Origin of the sequence: Pseudomonas fluorescens (genome assembly GCF_902497895.1) — a bacterium.
Taxonomy (GTDB): Bacteria; Pseudomonadota; Gammaproteobacteria; order Pseudomonadales; family Pseudomonadaceae; genus Aquipseudomonas; species Aquipseudomonas fluorescens_BP.
Map to the genome: position 1 here is coordinate 46,928 of NZ_CABVHQ010000009.1, position 17,499 is coordinate 64,426.

At 58.9% G+C, this 17,499-nt stretch carries 16 protein-coding genes and 1 pseudogene; 13 read left to right on the forward strand and 4 right to left on the reverse strand.

Annotation, left to right across the window (positions count from 1 at the left end; translation table 11 throughout):
- Positions 1-224: 224 nt before the first annotated feature.
- A complete protein-coding gene (gene gabD, locus F8N21_RS06790) occupies positions 225-1,667 on the forward strand; it encodes an NADP-dependent succinate-semialdehyde dehydrogenase (RefSeq protein WP_150641387.1) in 1,443 nt (480 codons plus the stop codon).
- 183 nt (positions 1,668-1,850) lie between these two features.
- Entirely contained in the window at positions 1,851-3,128 is a 1,278-nt protein-coding gene (gene gabT, locus F8N21_RS06795; protein WP_150641388.1) for a 4-aminobutyrate--2-oxoglutarate transaminase, read from the forward strand.
- A gap of 220 nt (positions 3,129-3,348) precedes the next feature.
- On the opposite strand, the gene F8N21_RS06800 is transcribed toward gabT, so the two are convergent.
- Both F8N21_RS06800 and desA read right to left on the reverse strand, forming a co-directional pair.
- Positions 3,349-4,338 carry a GGDEF domain-containing protein gene (locus tag F8N21_RS06800; RefSeq protein WP_150641389.1) on the reverse strand — a complete coding sequence of 330 codons (990 nt, stop codon included), beginning with the start codon at positions 4,336-4,338 and terminating at the stop codon, positions 3,349-3,351.
- Positions 4,339-4,623: 285 nt separating this feature from the next.
- Positions 4,624-5,808: a delta-9 fatty acid desaturase DesA gene (gene desA, locus F8N21_RS06810; protein WP_150641390.1), complete on the reverse strand. Its 1,185-nt coding sequence runs from the start codon at positions 5,806-5,808 to the stop codon at positions 4,624-4,626.
- A gap of 144 nt (positions 5,809-5,952) precedes the next feature.
- On the opposite strand from desA, the gene dibA reads away from it, so the two are divergent.
- From dibA to F8N21_RS06840, 6 genes are all read left to right on the forward strand, one after another.
- On the forward strand, positions 5,953-7,872 hold the full coding sequence (gene dibA / locus F8N21_RS06815) for a phosphodiesterase DibA (RefSeq protein ID WP_150641391.1): 1,920 nt from the start codon (positions 5,953-5,955) through the stop codon (positions 7,870-7,872).
- Positions 7,873-8,143: 271 nt separating this feature from the next.
- On the forward strand, positions 8,144-8,326 hold the full coding sequence (gene oscA, locus F8N21_RS06820; protein WP_045181150.1) for a sulfur starvation response protein OscA: 183 nt from the start codon (positions 8,144-8,146) through the stop codon (positions 8,324-8,326).
- Positions 8,327-8,481: 155 nt separating this feature from the next.
- Positions 8,482-9,492: a sulfate ABC transporter substrate-binding protein gene (locus tag F8N21_RS06825; RefSeq protein ID WP_150641392.1), complete on the forward strand. Its 1,011-nt coding sequence runs from the start codon at positions 8,482-8,484 to the stop codon at positions 9,490-9,492.
- A 165-nt stretch (positions 9,493-9,657) separates the two neighbouring features.
- Complete coding sequence (gene cysT / locus F8N21_RS06830) at positions 9,658-10,476, forward strand: sulfate ABC transporter permease subunit CysT (protein WP_150641393.1); 819 nt, start codon at positions 9,658-9,660, stop codon at positions 10,474-10,476.
- A 13-nt stretch (positions 10,477-10,489) separates the two neighbouring features.
- Positions 10,490-11,362 carry a sulfate ABC transporter permease subunit CysW gene (gene cysW, locus F8N21_RS06835; RefSeq protein ID WP_150641394.1) on the forward strand — a complete coding sequence of 291 codons (873 nt, stop codon included), beginning with the start codon at positions 10,490-10,492 and terminating at the stop codon, positions 11,360-11,362.
- Positions 11,363-11,365: 3 nt separating this feature from the next.
- Complete coding sequence (locus F8N21_RS06840) at positions 11,366-12,355, forward strand: sulfate/molybdate ABC transporter ATP-binding protein (RefSeq protein WP_150641395.1); 990 nt, start codon at positions 11,366-11,368, stop codon at positions 12,353-12,355.
- Between the two features lie 227 nt (positions 12,356-12,582).
- Here the strand turns inward: F8N21_RS06840 and F8N21_RS06845 are convergent, their stop codons facing one another.
- Positions 12,583-13,107 (reverse strand): DUF962 domain-containing protein, encoded by a 525-nt coding sequence (locus F8N21_RS06845; RefSeq protein ID WP_150641396.1) that lies wholly within the window; start codon positions 13,105-13,107, stop codon positions 12,583-12,585.
- 85 nt (positions 13,108-13,192) lie between these two features.
- Here F8N21_RS06845 and F8N21_RS06850 point away from each other — a divergent pair, with 85 nt between their 5' ends.
- Complete coding sequence (locus F8N21_RS06850; RefSeq protein WP_150641397.1) at positions 13,193-13,879, forward strand: Crp/Fnr family transcriptional regulator; 687 nt, start codon at positions 13,193-13,195, stop codon at positions 13,877-13,879.
- 87 nt (positions 13,880-13,966) lie between these two features.
- Entirely contained in the window at positions 13,967-14,335 is a 369-nt protein-coding gene (locus F8N21_RS06855) for a response regulator (RefSeq protein ID WP_150641398.1), read from the forward strand.
- 147 nt (positions 14,336-14,482) lie between these two features.
- Here the strand turns inward: F8N21_RS06855 and F8N21_RS06860 are convergent, their stop codons facing one another.
- Positions 14,483-15,487 carry an AraC family transcriptional regulator gene (locus F8N21_RS06860; protein WP_150641399.1) on the reverse strand — a complete coding sequence of 335 codons (1,005 nt, stop codon included), beginning with the start codon at positions 15,485-15,487 and terminating at the stop codon, positions 14,483-14,485.
- Between the two features lie 99 nt (positions 15,488-15,586).
- On the opposite strand from F8N21_RS06860, the pseudogene F8N21_RS06865 reads away from it, so the two are divergent.
- The 3 genes and pseudogenes from F8N21_RS06865 to F8N21_RS06875 form a co-directional block, all read left to right on the forward strand.
- Positions 15,587-15,700, forward strand: a pseudogene (locus F8N21_RS06865) (fatty acid desaturase); the annotation flags it as partial.
- A 191-nt stretch (positions 15,701-15,891) separates the two neighbouring features.
- Entirely contained in the window at positions 15,892-16,473 is a 582-nt protein-coding gene (locus tag F8N21_RS06870) for an alpha/beta hydrolase (RefSeq protein ID WP_150641400.1), read from the forward strand.
- Between the two features lie 56 nt (positions 16,474-16,529).
- Positions 16,530-17,462, forward strand: coding sequence for a sigma 54-interacting transcriptional regulator (locus F8N21_RS06875; protein ID WP_150641401.1), 933 nt, complete (start codon positions 16,530-16,532; stop codon positions 17,460-17,462).
- Positions 17,463-17,499 lie beyond the last annotated feature (37 nt).

Below are 17,499 nucleotides of genomic sequence, written 5' to 3' on the forward strand. Positions count from 1 at the left end.
TTCTTTTTTTCGAACAGCCTATTGTCCTTTACCCCCTTTGATCCTAGGATTCGTTTGAGATTTCAAACGCTCTTGTCTGGGTGCTGAACCGCACGAGTTACTTTATGTGCGTTATTTATGTGCTTCGGCCGGTGAATGAATTTCCTGACGGCAGCCCTTGAGGCGCCTTTCTACAATTAATAATTCGCTCCGCGCCTGCGCGGTGCTGTTAAGGAAAAGCCCACATGCAGCTCAAAGACACCCAATTGTTCCGCCAGCAAGCCTATATCGATGGCGCTTGGGTCGATGCGGACAACGGTCAGACGATCAAGGTCAACAACCCGGCCACGGGCGAAATTCTGGGCACTGTGCCGAAAATGGGCGCTGCCGAAACCCGTCGTGCTATCGAAGCAGCTGACAAAGCCCTGCCGGCCTGGCGCTCACTGACCGCCAAAGAGCGTGCAAACAAGCTGCGTCGCTGGTTCGAGCTGTTGATTGAAAACCAGGACGACCTCGGTCGCCTGATGACCCTCGAGCAAGGCAAGCCATTGGCCGAAGCCAAGGGCGAAATCGTTTATGCCGCCTCGTTCATCGAGTGGTTCGCCGAAGAAGCCAAGCGCATCTATGGTGACGTGATTCCTGGCCACCAGCCGGACAAGCGCCTGATCGTGCTCAAGCAGCCGATCGGTGTGACCGCCGCGATCACTCCGTGGAACTTCCCGGCCGCGATGATCACCCGTAAAGCCGGCCCTGCTCTGGCCGCCGGTTGCACCATGGTGATCAAGCCTGCTTCGCAAACCCCGTTCTCGGCCCTGGCCCTGGTTGAACTGGCACACCGTGCCGGTATTCCGAAAGGTGTGCTGAGTGTCGTCACCGGCAGCGCTGGCGACATCGGCGGCGAGCTGACCAGCAACCCGATCGTACGTAAATTGTCCTTCACTGGCTCGACCGAAATCGGTCGCCAGCTGATGGCCGAATGCGCCAAGGACATCAAGAAGGTTTCCCTGGAACTGGGCGGCAACGCGCCGTTCATCGTGTTCGACGACGCCGATCTGGATAAGGCCGTCGAAGGCGCGATCATCTCCAAGTATCGTAACAACGGCCAGACCTGCGTCTGCGCCAACCGCCTGTACATTCAGGATTCGGTCTATGACGCGTTCGCCGAGAAGCTGAAAGTGGCTGTGGCCAAGCTGAAAATCGGTAATGGTCTGGAAGACGGCACCACCACCGGTCCGCTGATCGACGAAAAAGCCGTGGCCAAGGTTCAGGAGCACATTGCTGACGCCCTCAGCAAAGGCGCGACCCTGTTGGCGGGTGGCAAGAGCATGGAAGGCAACTTCTTCGAGCCGACCATTCTGACCAACGTGCCAAACAATGCCGCCGTGGCCAAGGAAGAAACCTTCGGTCCATTGGCGCCACTGTTCCGCTTTAAAGACGAAGCCGATGTAATCGCGATGGCCAACGATACCGAGTTCGGCCTGGCTTCCTACTTCTACGCTCGCGACCTGGGTCGGGTGTTCCGTGTGGCGGAAGCCCTGGAATATGGCATGGTCGGCGTCAACACCGGGTTGATCTCCAACGAAGTCGCGCCATTCGGCGGCATCAAGGCCTCGGGCCTGGGCCGTGAAGGCTCCAAGTACGGCATCGAAGATTACCTGGAAATCAAATACCTCTGCCTGGGCATCTGAGTCCGGCAAGGCGTTGCTTGAATCGGAAAGGGCACGAGAGCGCTGTCCCTTTCCGAGCTTCACACGGAATTTTCTCTGTGGTCGGGAAAGCTGTGGCAGTCGATCATCGCATGCTGCCGTAGTTGCCTCCCCGCCGCATTTTCCTTGAACCACGCCGCCCGATGAGCGGTGAATGAGGACACTATGAGCAAGACTAACGCTTCTTTGATGAAACGCCGCGAAGCCGCTGTACCACGCGGTGTTGGCCAGATTCACCCAATCTTCGCCGAGTCGGCGAAGAATGCCACCGTGACCGACGTTGAAGGTCGCGAGTTCATCGACTTCGCCGGCGGCATTGCTGTGCTGAACACCGGTCACCTGCACCCGAAAATCATCGCGGCCGTGACTGCGCAACTGAACAAGCTGACTCACACCTGCTTCCAGGTGCTGGCCTACGAGCCGTATGTCGAGCTGTGCGAAAAAGTGAACGCCAAGGTTCCTGGTGACTTTGCCAAGAAAACCCTGCTGGTCACCACCGGTTCCGAAGCCGTGGAAAACGCCGTGAAAATCGCGCGTGCCGCCACTGGTCGTGCTGGCGTGATCGCCTTCACCGGCGCGTACCACGGTCGCACCATGATGACCCTGGGCCTGACCGGTAAAGTCGTGCCTTACTCGGCCGGCATGGGCCTGATGCCAGGCGGCATCTTCCGCGCGCTGTACCCGAACGAACTGCACGGCGTGAGCATCGACGATTCGATCGCCAGCATCGAGCGAATTTTCAAGAACGACGCCGAGCCGCGTGACATCGCTGCAATCATCATCGAGCCAGTTCAGGGCGAAGGTGGTTTCTACGTCGCGCCGAAAGAATTCATGAAGCGCCTGCGTGCCCTGTGCGACCAGCACGGCATTCTGTTGATCGCTGACGAAGTACAAACCGGCGCTGGCCGTACCGGCACCTTCTTCGCCATGGAGCAGATGGGCGTTGCTGCCGACCTGACCACCTTCGCCAAATCCATTGCTGGCGGCTTCCCGCTGGCCGGTGTGTGCGGCAAGGCCGAGTACATGGACGCCATCGCTCCAGGCGGCCTGGGCGGCACCTACGCCGGTAGCCCGATTGCTTGCGCAGCTGCGCTGGCGGTGATGGAAGTGTTCGAAGAAGAGCACCTGCTGGATCGCTGCAAAGCCGTCGGCGAGCGTCTGGTCACTGGCCTCAAAGCCATTCAAGCCAAGTACCCGGTAATCGGCGAAGTCCGTGCCCTGGGCGCGATGATCGCCGTCGAGCTGTTCGAAAACGGCGACAGCCACAAGCCGAACGCCGCTGCTGTGGCGCAGGTTGTGGCCAAGGCTCGCGACAAGGGCCTGATTCTGCTGTCGTGCGGCACCTACGGCAACGTGCTGCGGGTCCTGGTACCGCTGACTTCGCCGGACGAGCAACTGGACAAAGGTCTGGCAATCATCGAAGAGTGTTTCTCCGAGCTCTGATCGCTGGCTGTGACCTGATTAACAAAAAACCCGCTTCGGCGGGTTTTTTTGAGTTTATGCGGTTGCGCAAAGGCTAGGTTGACTTCATACCTGTGGGAGCGAGATACCTTTGGGAGCGAGCTTGCTCGCGATGGCATCACCGCGGTGCATCTGTCAGACCGAGGCGCTTCAATCGCGAGCAATCGAGCGTCGACCGGCTGCTCCTACAGTCAGGCGAACCTCACCCCAAAACAATCCGGTTCTTGCCCTGGCGCTTGGCCTCATACATCGCGGCGTCGGCGCGAGCGAACAGGCTGTCCAGGGTTTGGTCTTCGGCGGTGAGGCTGGTCAAGCCCTGGCTCACGGTGATGCCGAAGGTCTGGCCATCATGGTTGAAGCTCAGTCTCTGAATTTCCCGTTGCAGACGCTCCGCCACTTGCATGGCCATGGCGGGCGCGCAGCCGGGGAAGATCGCCGCGAACTCCTCACCACCAATGCGCCCGAACAGATCGCCGCGACGCAAGGTTGCGCGACCACTTTCGGCGATGCGCTGCAGCACCAGATCACCTTCCGGGTGGCCGTAAGTGTCGTTGACCACCTTGAAATCATCTATATCCAGCAACAGAAAGGCCAGCGGCGAACCTTCCAGTCGAGCCTTTTCGAATTCGCGATTGGCGCATTCGAAAAAATGTCGACGATTGCTGCTCTGAGTCAGTACGTCAGTGGTGGCCAGGCGTTGCAGTTCGGTTTCGAGCTGTTTCTTTTCGGTGATGTCTTCGGCAAAGCCGACCACGATCACCGGTTGTCCAGGCTCGGCCTGGCGATTGATGAAGCATTTATCGCTGATCCAGCGAATCTGGCCGTCAGCCGCGATGATGCGGTATTCGCGATCTTCGACGGCGCCTTTGTGCAAGACTTCGGCCAGGCTGCGTTCGGCGTACTCGAGGTCGTCCGGATAAATGCTGTTGCGCCACTCGTTGTAGTCGGCCAACAGCAGGCCCGCGGAGCGGCCAAAGATTCGCTCATAGGCCGGGCTGACATACAGCACTTTTCGAGCTTCCCAATCGAAAGCCCAAAGTACCGCGTTGACGCTCACCAGCAAGGAGCTGAACAGTTGTTCACGCTCGCTCAGGCGCGCGACTTCACCTTGGGCATGCATCAAGGCAAGCAGGGTTTGCGCAGCGTCGGGCCACGATTGAGAGGGTGGAGTGGGTAGATCTTTAGGGACCATCGGCACAGATCTCGAAGGACGTGCCGCTCAAGGTTCGAAAGCGGCCACAGCAAAGCCCGCCTGGATGGCGAATTGCTCCTTGAGATAAGGGATTTGCAGCTAAGTTCCCGTTTTTGTGGCGAAGGGGCTTGCTGTGGCGAGGGGGCTTGCCCCCGTTCGGCTGCGAAGCAGTCGTAAAATCTGCCAATGCGCTTTATCTGTAGAAACGCATCAGCCGGTTTTAGGGCCGCTGCGCGCCCCAGCGGGGGCAAGCCCCCTCGCCACAGGCAAGCCCTCACCATAGGGTCAGGCGGTAGCGGGGCGCAGCGAGTAGGTTTTCAGCTGGTGGGCGAAGTCGCGCAGCGATTGAATGCCGCTGGCCTCGGCTTCGTTAACCCACTCCTTGATCGCCGCCAGCATGTCATGACCGTTGGTGCTGGTCTTGATCCAGATCTGCTGCAATGCGAGGCGTTTTTCGTAAATGACCTTAAGCGCCTGGCTGTGCTCGAGTATGGTCTGGATACGCAGATGATGCTTGTCATCCAGCAGGCTGGTTTCTCGCGAGAGCAGACGCTTGGCCCGGTGGAACTGATGACGGACCGAGTGATCAACCCTTTCCAGCTCCTGCTTGACCAGCGGCGCGATGACCAATTTGCGGTACTGGGCCATGATCTGGAAGCGGTTGTTGAGGATCGCCATGGCGGTGTCCATGTCCAGGCTGCCCTTGCCTTCGACCCGGTGGGCGATGGGCGCGACCCGCTGAACCTTGGCCAGACGCAAAAAGCTGAAGACCTTGATCCATGCCCAGCCGAGATCAAACTCCCACTTCTTCACCGACAGTTTGGCCGAGTTAGGGTAGGTGTGATGGTTGTTGTGCAGCTCTTCGCCACCGACCAGGATGCCCCAGGGCACCAGATTGGTTGCCGCGTCGCGGCATTCGAAGTTGCGATAGCCGACGGCATGGCCCAGGCCGTTGATGACGCCGGCGGCCCAGAACGGAATCCACATCATCTGGATCGCCCAGATGGTGATGCCGATGGTGCCGAACAGCAGCAGGTCGATGACGCCCATGATCGTTACACCCAGCAGCGGGAAGCGGGTGTAGAGGTTGCGTTCGATCCAGTCATCCGGACAGTTCTTGCCGTAGATGCGCAGGGTCTCGGGGTTTTCCGCTTCGGCGCGGTACAGCTCGGCACCCTTGCGCATGACCGTGGAAAGGCCTTTGATCACCGGGCTGTGCGGGTCATCGACGGTTTCGCATTTGGCATGATGCTTGCGGTGGATAGCGGTCCACTCGCGGGTGTTCTGCGCGGTGGTCAGCCACAGCCAGAAGCGGAAGAAGTGTTTCAGGCCGGCATTGAGCTCCAGGGAGCGATGGGCTGAATAGCGGTGCAGATAAACTGTGACGCCGACGATGGTCACATGGGTCATCAACAGGGTGACTGCCACCAGTCGCCAAGGCGACAAGTCAAGAAAACCGTTGTACCACATAGGTTGTATGGCCCTCGAAAAAATGAAAACAGCGCTCGCATTATCACTCAGCCCACAGATAAAACCAGTCGCCCTTTCAGATAAGAGTGTATGGATGTTACTTATCCTATAATCCGGATTTTTTGCGAGGACATTGATCGCCTTATGACGGCTTCTTATCGAGATGCGATGCGTGCAGCGTTGCTCTACCTGCTGCTGTCAGTTTTCTGGCTGCAACTCAGTGGTCATTTATTGAGCAGTTTCCTCGATGATTCGATTGATCTGGTCCACTGGCAACTGATCAACGGTTATGTCTGGGCCCTGTTCAGTGCCGCTCTGATCTTCATCGCTCGTGCACGATTACTGAGGTTTCTCGGTATCGGTTCAAGTGTGCGCCACCACCATGAGGATCGTGCGCGATTGCGTCAGGCCGCGGCGGTGTTCGATTGCACCCGCGAAGGGGTGCTGGTCAGCGATCGGCATGGGCTGATTGTCCATGTGAACCGTGCGTTCATGGAAATTACCGGCTATCAGCGTGAAGAAGTGCTCGGTCGCCAGCCGAGCATGTTCAAGTCCGGCCGTCATCCAGCGACATTCTATGCAGCGATGTTTGAGTCTCTGGAAAACACCGGCGAGTGGAGCGGTGAGATCTGGAACCGGCGCAAGTGTGGTGAGATCTACCCCCAGTGGCAAACCATCCGGGCCATAAAGGATGACCAGGGAGAGCTCAGTCAGTATGTCGCGGTATTTTCCGACATCAGCGCGATCAAGGATTCGCAGCATGAACTGGCCCACCTGGCGCACCATGATCCGCTGACTGACTTGCCCAATCGCTTGCTCTTCACCGACCGGGCCGAGCAGGCGCTGGCCTCGGCGCAGATCCATAAGCGTGGCTGCGCCTTGCTGCTGATCGATCTGGATCATTTCAAGATGATCAACGACAGTCTCGGCCACAATGTCGGCGATCAGCTGCTCAAAGCGGTGGCCGAGCGGCTGCAAGGGATGTTCGGTCCCGGGGTCACTCTGGCGCGACTGGGCGGCGACGAGTTTGCCGTGCTCGCTGAAAGTTGCCCGCAACTGATGCAAGCGGCAGCGCTGGCCCAGCGGATCATCGACGGGCTGAAGGAGCCGTTCAAGTTCGACGGGCATCAGCTCTTCATCAACGCCAGCATCGGCATCAGCCTGTTCCCCAGCGATGCGTTGAGTGCCGAGCAACTGTTGCGCAATGCCGATTCGGCGCTGTTCAAGGCCAAGAGTGCCGGGCGTGAAGGCTATGCGCTGTATACCGAAGAACTCACCGCTCACGCTCAGCACCGGGTAGAAATCGCCAATGAGTTGCGGCGCGCACTGGAGCAGCAGGAGCTGCGGGTGTACTACCAGCCGGTGCATGAATTGCAGACCAGTCGATTGATCGGCGTCGAAGCGCTGGTGCGCTGGGAGCACCCCGAGCGTGGCCTGGTGGCGCCGGCCGAGTTCATTCCGATTGCCGAGCGCACCGGATTGATTGCCGAGATCGATGCCTGGGTCATGCAGCAAGCCTGTCAGCAGATGTGCCAATGGCTGAAGTCGGGAGTGGCGCTGTCGTTCATCGCCGTGAATGTCTCCAGTCGTCTGTTCGCCCGTCGTGAGCTTTATCAGCAGGTCGCCCAGGTGTTGCACGACACAGGCCTGGATCCGGCCTTTCTGGAGCTGGAAGTTACCGAGAGCGCGGTGATGGAAGACCCCGAAGTGGCGCTGGAGCAAATGCACCGGTTGCGCGAGCTGGGCTTGCGCCTGGCCATCGATGACTTCGGCACCGGCTATTCATCGTTGCTGCGGCTCAAGCGGTTGCCGGTGCAGAAACTCAAGATCGATCAGGGTTTCGTCGCCGGATTGCCTTGGGATGACGACGATGCAGCCATTGTTCGGGTGATTATCGCCCTGGCGCAAAGCATGGGCATGCAAGTGCACGCCGAAGGCATCGAACAGATCGAACAGGCAGGTTTCCTCCTCGAGCATGGCTGCGATCTGGGCCAGGGCTACTGGTTTGGACGGCCGGTGCCGGCAGACCAGCTGGACTGGGCAAGAGCGCCGGTGATTCGGTAAGTCTTTGAGTTTGAGTGGCGTCCAAAAGATCGCAGCCTGCGGCAGCTCCTACGGGGATTTGCGTTCCTTCAGGGGGAACGCGAAGCCTGGGATCTTTTGATCTTGTTCCCGCAAATCCCCCCGCAAACCCCTGTCCCGGCAGATAATTCATTTTGGTTATATAAACATTCTTAAATAGTATTTTTAAGAATATAACCACCTATTTACTATTGCTCTCACGCCGCAAGCAGTGCCGCCACTGTCAGGCACCTCTTATTTCAGGAGCAGCACCATGAGCGCATCTCTACGTAGCGTTGACGGCCAGGACGAAGCCACCATTTTGCGCGAGATCCAGAGCGCATTGCGCGACCTTCGTTTCGGGGCAGTGGAAATCACCGTGCACAACGCTCAAGTGGTACAGATCGAACGCAAAGAAAAATTTCGTTTGCAGAACCCAGGTACCAAGCCGGGCTAAAGCAAGATCAAAAGATCGCAGCCTGCGGCAGCTCCTACGGGGGATTTGCGTACACCTGTGTAGGAGCTGCCGCAGGCTGCGATCTTTTCCGACGCGACCCGCTTCCAGAACCCATAAGAAAAGCCAACACCCCAAGAATTTCAGGAGCTTTCACTATGTCGTCGATTCGCCGTTACGCTCTGGCCGCGCTGGCCAGCGCTATTTTTGCTGGTTCCGCGGTTGCCAAGGATTACGAGTTGCTCAACGTGTCGTATGACCCGACCCGTGAGCTGTATCAGGATTTCAACGCCGAGTTCGTCAATTTCTGGAAGAAAGACCACGCCGGCGACACTGTGAAAATCCAGCAATCCCACGGGGGCTCGGGCAAACAGGGCAGGGCGGTGATTGATGGCTTGCGGGCGGATGTGGTGACACTGGCACTGGCCGGTGACATCGACGAAATCGCCAAGCTCGGCAAGTCCCTGCCGGCGGATTGGCAACAACGCTTGCCTGAGGCCAGTACTCCCTACACCTCGACCATCGTGTTCCTGGTGCGCAAGGGCAATCCCAAAGGTATCAAGGACTGGGGCGATCTGACCAAAAACGGAGTTGAAGTGATCACCCCGAACCCGAAGACCAGCGGCGGTGCGCGCTGGAACTTCCTCGCCGCCTGGGCCTATGGCCTGAAAGCCGGCGGTAGCGAAGCCAAGGCTCAGGAATACGTCCAGGAGCTGTTCAAGCACGTTCCCGTGCTGGATACCGGTGCTCGCGGTTCGACCATCACTTTCGTCAACAACGGTCAGGGTGACGTGTTGCTGGCCTGGGAAAATGAAGCCTTCCTGGCACTGAAAGAAGACGGTGGAGCGGACAAGTTCGACATTGTAGTGCCATCGTTGTCGATCCTCGCCGAGCCGCCAGTGGCGGTGGTGGATAAAAACGCCGAGAAAAAGGGCAATGCCGAAATCGCCGAAGCCTACCTGAAACACCTGTACAGCCCGGCCGGCCAAGAGATCGCGGCGAAGAACTTCTACCGTCCGCGAGACAAGGATGTGGCGGCCAAGTATGCCCAGCAGTTCCCGAAACTGGACCTGGTGACTATCGACAAAGACTTCGGCGGCTGGAAAACTGCCCAACCGAAATTCTTCAATGACGGTGGTGTGTTCGACAAGATTTACACTGCTCAGTAAGGAAAATTGCAGGAGCGAGCTTGCTCGCGATGGACTCAAGAGCGCCGCGTTTACCCAGTAAAAACGCGTCATCGTTAACGACCATCGCCAGCAAGCTCGCTCCTACAGTAGAGCCCGCATTCGTTTGCGGGCTTTGCGTGTCCGTTCAGTCAACCAAGGACTTTTATGTCGCGTCGTATCTCCCCCGTCATACCCGGCTTCGGGCTGACGCTGGGTTACACCTTGGTGTACCTCAGCCTGATTGTGCTCATACCCCTGGCAGCGATGTTCGTGCATGCCGCTCAACTCACCTGGGATCAGTTCTGGGCGATCATCTCCGCACCTCGCGTGCTGGCGGCGTTGAAACTGAGTTTCGGTACCGCGCTGTACGCCGCGATCATCAACGGCATCATCGGCACGTTGCTGGCCTGGGTGCTGGTGCGCTACACCTTCCCCGGACGCAAGATCATCGACGCGATGATCGACCTGCCGTTCGCGCTGCCCACCGCCGTGGCGGGTATTGCGCTGACGGCGCTGTACGCACCGAACGGCCTGGTCGGGCAGTTCGCCGCTGATCTGGGCTTCAAGATCGCCTACACCCCGCTGGGTATCACCCTGGCGCTGACCTTCGTCACCTTGCCGTTCGTGGTGCGTACGGTACAGCCGGTGCTCGCCGACATTCCCCGGGAAGTCGAAGAGGCCGCTGCCTGTCTGGGGGCCAAGCCGTTGCAGGTGTTTCGCTACATCCTGGTGCCGGCCTTGCTGCCCGCCTGGCTCACCGGCTTCGCCCTGGCTTTCGCCCGTGGTGTTGGTGAGTATGGTTCGGTGATCTTCATCGCCGGCAATATGCCGATGAAGACCGAGATCCTGCCGCTGCTGATCATGGTCAAGCTCGACCAATACGACTACACCGGCGCCACCTCCATCGGCGTGCTGATGCTGGTGGTTTCCTTCGTCCTGTTGCTGCTGATCAACTTGTTGCAGCGGCGCATCGAAAAACCATAAGGAGGCCCGGAATATGTCCAGTTCAACGCTTACCGCCGCTTCCTCGGCCAACGCCGCCCGTCGTGGCAGCGCCGTTTCACGACGCATTCTGATCGGCCTTGGCTGGCTGATCTTCGCCCTGTTTCTATTGCTGCCGTTGTTTATCGTGGTGTCCCAGGGGCTGAAACTCGGCCTCGGCGCATTCTTCACCGCGATCTTCGAGCCGGATGCGCTATCGGCCCTGAAGCTGACGGTGATCGCGGTGCTGATTTCGGTGCCGCTCAATCTGGTATTCGGCGTCAGCGCCGCCTGGTGCGTGAGCAAGTACTCGTTCCGCGGCAAGAGCATGCTGGTGACCCTGATCGACTTGCCGTTCTCGGTGTCGCCGGTGATCGCCGGTCTGGTCTATGTGTTGATGTTCGGTGCCCAGGGCTTCTTCGGCCCATGGCTGCAGGATCACGACATCCAGATCGTCTTTGCGCTGCCGGGCATCGTGCTGGCGACCATCTTTGTCACCGTGCCGTTCGTGGCCCGGGAGCTGATCCCGCTGATGCAGGAGCAGGGTACCCAGGAAGAAGAAGCCGCGCGGCTGCTGGGTGCCAATGGTTGGCAGATGTTCTGGCATATCACGGTACCGAACATCAAATGGGGCCTGATCTATGGCGTGGTGCTTTGTACCGCGCGGGCAATGGGTGAGTTCGGCGCGGTCTCGGTAGTGTCCGGGCACATCCGCGGGGTGACCAACACCCTGCCGCTGCATGTCGAGATTCTCTACAACGAATACAACCACGTCGCGGCGTTCGCCGTAGCGAGTCTGTTGCTGATCCTGGCGCTCTTCATCCTGCTGCTCAAGCAGTGGAGCGAGAACCGTATTAACCGCCTGCGCGCCAGTGCGGCGGAGGAATAAATCATGTCGATCGAAGTCCGTAATGTCAGCAAGAACTTCCACGCCTTCAAGGCCCTGAATAGCATCAATCTGGACATCCAGAGCGGTGAACTGGTGGCGCTGCTCGGCCCGTCCGGCTGCGGCAAGACCACCCTGCTGCGGATCATCGCCGGCCTCGAAACCCCGGATGCCGGCAGCATCGTATTCCACGGCGAAGACGTCTCCGGCCATGACGTGCGTGATCGTAACGTCGGGTTCGTGTTCCAGCACTACGCGCTGTTCCGCCACATGACGGTGTTCGACAACGTCGCGTTCGGCCTGCGCATGAAGCCGAAAAACCAGCGTCCGACGCAAAGCCAGATTGCGGTCAAAGTCCACGAACTGCTGAACATGGTGCAACTGGACTGGCTCTCCGACCGCTATCCGGAACAGCTTTCCGGTGGCCAGCGCCAACGTATCGCCCTGGCCCGTGCCCTGGCGGTAGAGCCGAAAGTCCTGCTGCTGGACGAACCCTTCGGCGCGCTGGATGCCAAGGTTCGTAAAGAGCTGCGCCGCTGGCTGGCGCGGTTGCACGAAGACATCAACCTGACCTCGGTGTTCGTGACCCACGACCAGGAAGAGGCCATGGAAGTGGCCGACCGGATCGTGGTGATGAACAAGGGCGTGATCGAACAGATCGGTTCGCCGGGAGAAGTTTACGAAAACCCGGCCAGCGACTTCGTCTACCACTTCCTCGGCGACTCCAACCGGCTGCACCTTGGCGAAGACAACCACGTGCTGTTCCGTCCCCATGAAGTGTCGCTGTCGCGTCATGAACTGGAAGACCACCACGCCGCTGAAGTGCGCGATATCCGTCCACTGGGCGCGACTACCCGGGTGACGCTGAAAGTTGAAGGGCAGAGTGAGTTGATCGAAGCGGAAGTGGTCAAGGATCACGACAGCCTGATCGGCCTGGCGCGTGGTGAGACATTGTTCTTCAAGCCCAAGGTCTGGCAGAAAGTGGCCAACATCTAAACAGCTTCGCGGGCAAGTCGGATCGCCGCACCGCCGCTCCCACAGGTTTCACACTATCCCTGTGGAGCGGGCTTGCCTCAATGCCGATCAGTTAAGGCGTTTGAGGTTCAGCACTGTTCCCCGTAGCAGCTGCCGAACGCAGGCTTCGGCAGCTGCTACGGTTCGCGTAACGTCTTAACTGATCGGTAGTGGCTTGCCCCGAAAGCGATTTACGGCTCACCACAACCTCAAGCCGATGCCTTCTTCTCTCGCAACGCCACCGGCCCCGAACGCTCTTCGATAGCCCGCTTCAAGTCCTGCCGCAACCCCAGCATGAACGCCAGTTCGACCACGACAAACAGCGGCCCGACGATCAGTCCGGTCACATCATCGACAAACGCCGGTTTGCGCCCTTCGTAGTGATGGCCGACAAACTGGATTGCCCAGCCGATGACAAACATGCCGATGCCGCTGCCGAGCCAGACCAGCGTGCTCTGGTGCGAGAGCACATGACCTAGCCAAACGGACAGGGCTAGCAATACGGTCATTAGCACTCCAAGGCGCAGTTCCAGGCGCAAATAAAACCACGCGCAAGCCAATGCCAACAGCACCGCTGGGGACACCCAGAGCCCGGCCAGCGGCCATTGCGGCCGTGACAGCAGAACTGCAACAGCCACCACAATCAGTGGAATGCCAATAAAATGGCTGACGATATTTCGCGGGTCACGATGGTAGGCGGCGTATTGACTGAGGTGGTCAACGAGGCTTTTCATTGTTATTTCCTCCTGTAGGGAGTTCGATCATGCCCTGCGCTCAATCTTCGCTCTGTCAGCCAGGCGACAATCATCTGGAGTTCTCATGGATTTGCAGGCCTGGCGTCCGCGTTTGTCGAGCGGTCAGTGGTTCAATCATCTACCTGCCTTGTTACAGGATAGTCTGCTGGCCATCGCCAGAGTGCGGCGCCTGGCGCCCGGGCAATGGTTGTTCAAGCGCGGTGATCCGCCTTGTGGTTTGTATGCGGTGCTTGAGGGGGCGGTGCGTATTGGCGCGGTCAGCGAGCAGGGCAAGGAGGCGCTACTCAGTGTGGTCGAACCGCCGCACTGGTTTGGTGAAATCAGCCTGTTCGATGGCCGGCCGCGCACCCACGACGCCTGCGGAGTCGGCCGCTGCATTCTGTTGCAGGTGCCTCAGACCGCATTACTCGAACTGCTGGGAGAACATCCGCACTACTGGCGTCACCTGGCGTTGTTGATGAGCCATAAATTGCGCCTGACATTCATTAGTCTCGAACAGTTGAGCCTGATGCCTGCAGCGGCGCGCGTGGCTCATCGGCTGCTGATGATTGCCGAAGGCTATGGCCAGACCGAGTCCTCGCGGCGACTTCTGCAATTGCCCCAGGAGCAGTTGGCACTGATGCTTTCGCTCTCCCGGCAGACCACCAATCAGATCCTCAAGGATCTGCAGAACCAGGGCATCGTACAGTTGAATTATGGCGAGATCGAAGTGCTCGATCTGGAAAGGTTACGGGGCGCGGCGCAGGCCTGAATCAGTCGGCTCATCCGAAATAACCGTTAGTGATGGGCAATGGCCTCCAAGGCGCCTAGCCTGTATCGACGATAATCGAGGTGCACCATGCGTTTGCTGTTAGTGGAAGACGAACCCGAGGCCGCAAAGCTGTTGGCGCAAGGCCTGAGCGAAGCGAGTTATGCCGTGGATGTGGCGGCCGACGGAATGCAGGGACGGCGCTTTATCGAAGAGCGTCCTGAGTACGATCTGGTCATCCTTGACGTCATGTTGCCTGGGCTGAATGCCTGGCAATTGCAGCAGCAGATTCGTAAGCGCGGCGCGACGCCGGTGTTGTTTCTGACCACCAAAGACGGGATTGAAGATCGGCTGCGCGGGCTTGAGTTGGATGCCGATGATTATTTGCTCAAACCCTTTGCCGTGAGTGAACTGGTGGCGCGGGTGCGCAAGTTGTTGAGGCGTGATCGAGGGCGGTGATTTGTGGTGTCTGGGCGAATGCCATCGCGAGCAAGCTCGCTCCCACAGGGTATTTGGTTGATTACAAAATAGTGATTCCACACAGATCCAATGTGGGAGCGAGCTTGCTCGCGATGAGGCCAGCGCAGGCAACACAAATCTCATTGTTCAGTGCAACCCATCCCGAAACTGCCCCGGGGTCATTCCAGTCCAGCGCTTGAACGCGCGGCTGAAGCTGCTGATGTCGGCAAATCCCAGCAAATAGCTGATCTCGCTCAATGAGCACTGCGGGTCACGCAGGTGCAGCAGCGCCAGGTTCTCCCGACATTCGTTGAGCAAGGTATCAAAGCGACAACCCTCATCTGCCAAATGTCGCTGCAGACTGCGCAGGGTCAGATGCAAAGCCTGGGCGATGTGTTCGGCAGAGGGTTCGCCTTCCGGCAATTGAGCTTCAATGGCGGAGCGGACCTTGCGCTCCCAGGTCAATGGTTTCGATTGCGTCAGGGTGCACTCGAGCACTGTTTTGCTGTGTTCGGCCAGTTCCGGGTTGGCGTCATCCAGATGACTGTCGAAATCGCTGGCGGCAAACTCCAGACGGTCCTCGTCGGCCGCAAAAAAGACCGGCGCGCGGAACACTGTATGCCAGTGTTTAGGGTCAGCCGGTTCCGGCCGGCGCAGGTACACCGCCAGCGGTGCATAGTCCCGGCCCAGACGGTTGCGGCAGGTTCGCACATAGATCGCCGCAAACGCATCGATGGCTTCGAACGCCGGTGCCGGGCTGCTTTCAGGCACCTTCAAATGAAAACAATAGCGGTCGTCATGCAGGTTTAACTCCAGCTCCAGCGCGTCGCTGACCATCTGGTGATAACGCACGATCCGCTCAAAGACTTCGCGCAAGCTACCGCTGGCCACTAGTGCATATCCCAGCGCGTGAAAGCTGGTCGGGCTGACGAAGCGCGAGACCCGCAAGCCGATCGCCGGGTCGCCGCTGGCCTTGACCGCCACTTCCCACAGACGCGTGGTGGCGGACAGTGGATAACGGGCGTTCGGGTCGTCCATCAGTTGCGGGTCAAGCCCGGCTTCGCGGCACAGTGCATCGCTATCGAGGCCAAGAGCCTCGAGTTGTTTGCGCAGAGCGCGGGTCCAGCTGGCGAGAGAGGTAGGTTCAATCATGATGATTGGCGCGTCCGGTCAACAGGTTGGCGTTCACGGCTAGCACTCTGCTCGATGACGCAGGGCAAGTGCGAACATCAATAACCAGAGGATGGAATCATGCGGGGTACTTCTGCAAGTCCCAAGCGCCCGAATGCACAACGATCGGCGCATATTCGCCAAGTGGCGCTGGCCCGGGGCGTCGAGTTGCGCAACCGTTTTCCGATTCTCAACCAGTGACGGCTGAAATGATTTCGGCGGGCAAACCGGTTTGCCCACGAATGCGATATTCAGGTTTTTTTATTTCTGGGGCGCCAACCTCTATATTCTTTAAAGGAATTAATAAATATCTTCTTATTCCTTAACGAATATAACTCTGGTCCCTATACTCGATCCCGAACAGACAAGCAGCCGGAGGGCTCCCCATGCGCAACGAATCAATTCGCTACCTGATCGTGCCGGGCTGGCAAGGATCGCCAGAAGATCATTGGCAAAGCCATTGGCAGAACAGTTTGCCAAACAGCGCGCGCGTGGAGCAGGCCGACTGGTTGGCGCCGCGTCGCGAGGATTGGGTCGCGGCGTTGGCGCAGGCGATCGCGGCTGATAGCACACCGGTGATCCTGATTGCCCACAGCCTGGGTTGCATCACCGTTGCGCATTGGGCAGCACAGGCACCCTTCAGCTTTTTGCGTCAGGTCCGCGGCGCCCTGCTGGTTGCTCCCGCGGATGTCGAACGCCCTGCCTGCGCGCCGGCCTTGCGCAACTTCGCGCCGATCCCGACGCACCTGTTGCCGTTCCCCAGCCAGGTCGTCAGCTCGGACAATGACAGTGCGGTCAGCGCCGCTCGTGCCCTTGAGCTGGCCCGCAACTGGGGCGCCGAAGCCGGGATTCTGACCGGTGCCGGACACATCAATGTGAAGTCCGGGCACCAACGCTGGGAGCAGGGCTTCGCTTATCTTTACCGTCTGCAAAATCGCATGGAGCAGCATTCCCTGCGCCGCGCCTGAGTCTTTTATTTTTTTAACGCCTCCCGTCTGCCGGCGGATTTGGGCGGGAGTCTGTCATGAGTCTGCATGAAACCTTCGGTCAGCCACTGCTGACCTTTCCCGACGCGGAAAAAAGCCCGCTGAGCATTCGCGCCAAGGCGCTGGTATTCGTCGATCCCCGTTCACGACAACTGCGTCACGAGCTCGAACAGCTGGCACCACGCTCGATTTGCGTGCTGATCCGCGGTGAAACCGGGAGCGGCAAAGAACTGCTGGCGCGGCACATCCACCGTGGCAGCGACCGTGGTGGTTTGTTCGTTTCGGTCAACTGTGGAGCGATCAGTCCGACCTACGCCGATGCCGAGTTGTTCGGCTATGCCGCCGGCAGTCACAGCGGCTCGGCCAGCAGCCGCGCGGGTTGGTTCGGTTCAGCCAACGGTGGCACCTTATACCTGGACGAAATCGGTGACTTGCCGCTGCCGATCCAGGTCAAGTTGCTTGCGGCACTGGAGAACCACGAAGTCACCCGTGTCGGTGCTCAGCAGCCAAGCCCGGTGGACGTGCGGCTTGTTGCGGCGACCAGCATCGACCTGGCGCAAGCGGTGGCTGCCGGGAAATTTCATGAGCGGCTTTATCACTACTTGAGCGAAGGTCAGCTGGAACTGCCGGCATTGCGCGAACGGGTCGGCGATATCCTTTCACTGGCCGAGTATTTCCTCGGCATCTACAGCCAGCGTCTGGACTTGCCGGTGCCCTTGATCAGCGAAGCGGCGCAGCAACTTCTGGAACATCACAGCTGGCCGGGCAATACCCGTGAGCTGGAGAACGTCATTCACTTTGCGTTGCTGGTGAGTACTGGCGACGAGATTCTGCCGGAGCATTTGAATCTGCCTGAAGTGCCTACCTCGCTGGCGGCGATCGAGCGGCAACTGAAGCACATCCTCACCAAAGGCACTACCAGCGAGCAAGCAGCTCTGAAACAACTCTTCAAAGACGCCGCGCTTTTGTAGGAGCTGGCGCAGCCTGCGATCTTTTGATCTTGGCGAA

Bases quoted from the DNA above. Each gene is read 5' to 3' on its own strand.
- gabD (WP_150641387.1), top strand. From the start codon at position 225: ATGCAGCTCAAAGACACCCAATTGTTCCGCCAGCAAGCCTATATCGAT.
- gabT (WP_150641388.1), top strand. From the start codon at position 1,851: ATGAGCAAGACTAACGCTTCTTTGATGAAACGCCGCGAAGCCGCTGTA.
- F8N21_RS06800 (WP_150641389.1), bottom strand. From the start codon at position 4,338: ATGGTCCCTAAAGATCTACCCACTCCACCCTCTCAATCGTGGCCCGAC.
- desA (WP_150641390.1), bottom strand. From the start codon at position 5,808: ATGTGGTACAACGGTTTTCTTGACTTGTCGCCTTGGCGACTGGTGGCA.
- dibA (WP_150641391.1), top strand. From the start codon at position 5,953: ATGACGGCTTCTTATCGAGATGCGATGCGTGCAGCGTTGCTCTACCTG.
- oscA (WP_045181150.1), top strand. From the start codon at position 8,144: ATGAGCGCATCTCTACGTAGCGTTGACGGCCAGGACGAAGCCACCATT.
- F8N21_RS06825 (WP_150641392.1), top strand. From the start codon at position 8,482: ATGTCGTCGATTCGCCGTTACGCTCTGGCCGCGCTGGCCAGCGCTATT.
- cysT (WP_150641393.1), top strand. From the start codon at position 9,658: ATGTCGCGTCGTATCTCCCCCGTCATACCCGGCTTCGGGCTGACGCTG.
- cysW (WP_150641394.1), top strand. From the start codon at position 10,490: ATGTCCAGTTCAACGCTTACCGCCGCTTCCTCGGCCAACGCCGCCCGT.
- F8N21_RS06840 (WP_150641395.1), top strand. From the start codon at position 11,366: ATGTCGATCGAAGTCCGTAATGTCAGCAAGAACTTCCACGCCTTCAAG.
- F8N21_RS06845 (WP_150641396.1), bottom strand. From the start codon at position 13,107: ATGAAAAGCCTCGTTGACCACCTCAGTCAATACGCCGCCTACCATCGT.
- F8N21_RS06850 (WP_150641397.1), top strand. From the start codon at position 13,193: ATGGATTTGCAGGCCTGGCGTCCGCGTTTGTCGAGCGGTCAGTGGTTC.
- F8N21_RS06855 (WP_150641398.1), top strand. From the start codon at position 13,967: ATGCGTTTGCTGTTAGTGGAAGACGAACCCGAGGCCGCAAAGCTGTTG.
- F8N21_RS06860 (WP_150641399.1), bottom strand. From the start codon at position 15,487: ATGATTGAACCTACCTCTCTCGCCAGCTGGACCCGCGCTCTGCGCAAA.
- F8N21_RS06870 (WP_150641400.1), top strand. From the start codon at position 15,892: ATGCGCAACGAATCAATTCGCTACCTGATCGTGCCGGGCTGGCAAGGA.
- F8N21_RS06875 (WP_150641401.1), top strand. From the start codon at position 16,530: ATGAGTCTGCATGAAACCTTCGGTCAGCCACTGCTGACCTTTCCCGAC.